Origin of the sequence: Arsukibacterium sp. (assembly GCF_041616895.1) — a bacterium.
Classification (GTDB): Bacteria; Pseudomonadota; Gammaproteobacteria; order Enterobacterales; family Alteromonadaceae; genus Alishewanella.
In genome coordinates, this window is record NZ_JBFJPY010000193.1 from 1 (window position 1) to 2,351 (window position 2,351).

3 protein-coding genes are annotated in these 2,351 nt (G+C 49.8%); all 3 read right to left on the bottom strand.

Annotation, left to right across the window (positions count from 1 at the left end):
- Positions 1-403, bottom strand: a 403-nt coding sequence (tssK, locus tag ABY802_RS16625; protein WP_372628234.1) for a type VI secretion system baseplate subunit TssK, incomplete at its 3' end; no start/stop codon positions are given.
- 30 nt (positions 404-433) lie between these two features.
- Positions 434-919 carry a type VI secretion system lipoprotein TssJ gene (gene tssJ / locus ABY802_RS16630; RefSeq protein ID WP_372628235.1) on the bottom strand — a complete coding sequence of 162 codons (486 nt, stop codon included), beginning with the start codon at positions 917-919 and terminating at the stop codon, positions 434-436.
- A 22-nt stretch (positions 920-941) separates the two neighbouring features.
- Positions 942-2,255 (bottom strand): type VI secretion system-associated FHA domain protein TagH, encoded by a 1,314-nt coding sequence (gene tagH / locus ABY802_RS16635; protein ID WP_372628236.1) that lies wholly within the window; start codon positions 2,253-2,255, stop codon positions 942-944.
- Positions 2,256-2,351 lie beyond the last annotated feature (96 nt).

A 2,351-nucleotide genomic window follows, 5' to 3' on the forward strand; every position in this document is an offset into this window, starting at 1 on the left:
AGCTGGTGTCGGTCAGGGTATGATCAGCAAAATGAAAGCGGGTTATCTGTTCACTCTGTTGCTCAGCAATATTTAAACCATTCGCTTTATCAACCGCCAGGCAAAGATACACCTGCTGGTCGCGACACCCTCTGGTAATGCTAAGCGGTGCCGGCAGTGGCTCAATATCGGGTAATTCCAGCAAAGTGCCATCTGGCAGGATACCGCGCAGACGGCTTAAGCCAAACTGGCTGAATTTTAAACACTGGCTGTCCAGCTGATAGTCGTAGACGCCCCAGCTAAAGGGCGCTAACTGCGCCTGGCGGCTTTGTTGGCTATAATGCAGATGGCGGTCTTGCTGTTGAAAGTGTTGCGGCCGTAAAAACATCCCTTCTGACCAGGCAATTTTACTGAATTCACTCATTTACGTTCTACTCCGGGCAAACTGCCGCAGTTAACGGCTGGGCCGCTCTAAATCATGTTCACGGATATACACGGCAAGCTTGTCCACGTAGACATAAAAATCGTCATAACCGGTTGGTTTAACATCGACTACTGCACGCCAGCGGGCACCTTCAATATCCCGGTATGCCACAATCACAGCAACTGCTTTGGTAGTGGGTAGCAAGGCCATTTTGTATTCGGTGCGCTGCCCGGGTTCAAACACCAGCTCATCTATTTTGAGTAAATCGGTACGTAGCGTTTGTTCAGGATTATCGTACAGCGCGAAAAAATCCTGATTTTCAAATACGGTTTTTGACGCCAGCTCGTACACCCGCACAATCACCGGCGATGGACGCTGATCCGCATCCGGGTTTATGTCCTGGGCTACCCGAAAATGCAGCGTGGTAGAAGGTGGAAAAGTGGCATAGACAGCCTGACAACCCGTTATTAAGAGCACAGATAGCATAGCTATCACCAGTAGGGTGATCCGTTTCATAATTGACAACTCCGTTGATCTGTCATTTTTGTTTGGTTAAGTAGTTTTCATAAGCACGAATAAAATCATCGTTTACCCCGCCTTTAGCAGTGCGACTCACCTCAGCAAGCAGCTCCTGATGCAGGGCCTGATAAAGCCTCCAGTAACGACTGTAACGTTTCGCAGGGTTCACCTTATCGATAAAACCGGCGCCAAAATCCCGCTGTGCTATCAATTGCGGTGTCAGTTGCGCAAGCAGTCCCTGCATTGCGCCAGCGGCGCCGGCAATAATTGCCGCTTCGTGCTCGCTGATATCGGCAAAAGCCGCTTTTACCGCCTGTTGCGGTGCCATAAAGCTGCTGGCGTTATGATTAAATAAGTTATGGAAAGCTTCAGTGACATTGGCAGAGAATTTCAGCGGGTTATTTTCCCGCTGCCCAAACGTAGTCTGGTTAACCCGTAAAGTGTTTTTTAACGCTGAGCGGCAACGCATAACATCAATCATGCCTTGTAACGATGCCTGCAACGCCTCACCTAGCTGCCCCCACCAGGCGGGGTTTTGTAGCTGCTGTGCTGGCGGCGTGGCAACGTTAAGTGCACTGAGAAAAGCCTGTAAACATTGCCCGGCATTCGCCTGTTCAGCGCCCACATCTACTGCAGCCCCGGCACTTCCTGTACCCAGCGTTGGCGAAGCCTTCGAGCTGACATGGTTGGTTGCCAGCTGCAGTGGTTCGTTGGGCAACGGAGTCTGTTGCCACTGTGGTTGCCAGTCATCGGGAATAATACTCTGTGGCGGGCTAAAACTTTCATCCAGCATATCGTTACTGGCCAGCGCATTAGTCTGCTGATAGCCGTCGGTTTGCTGGTAGTGGCTACTTTCAGAGGTAATTTGTGTATTATTTTGTGTATTAGTCTGAAAAGGCGCTGCAGCAAAGTCACTGACTTTCAGACCCGGACCTGGCGAAATCGCAGACATGCTCTGTGGCAAACTCGCTGCTCCCGTTTCGCCATGGCTAGGAGAGGATATAATGGCAACGTTAATTTCATAGTCGCCCAGACATAATAAATCACCGTCGGTCAGTAAATGCTTCTGACCGTTGCCAAGTGGCGCAACAGCACGATTAACAAACAAACCATTGGTTGAAAGATCAGTTATCCAGAAACTACCGCTCTGGTAAGCAATTTGACCATGAATGCTGGATACCACCCGCTCTGGATCCGGCAGATGCCAGTCAGCATGCTCTGCCCGGCCCAGTGTGCCACCATTACCGTCAAAACGTTTTAATGCCACCTGACGTGGTGACAACCGGTGATAACTTAACACCGACAGCTCGAGTAACCTATCCGTCTGACTCACTTAACACTCCCTGCCGAAAGCACCCATTTAATACACATTAATTTTACCAAATGTTGCAGGCGCAAAGGTTAGAACCAAAAAGAAACCAAGTCAATA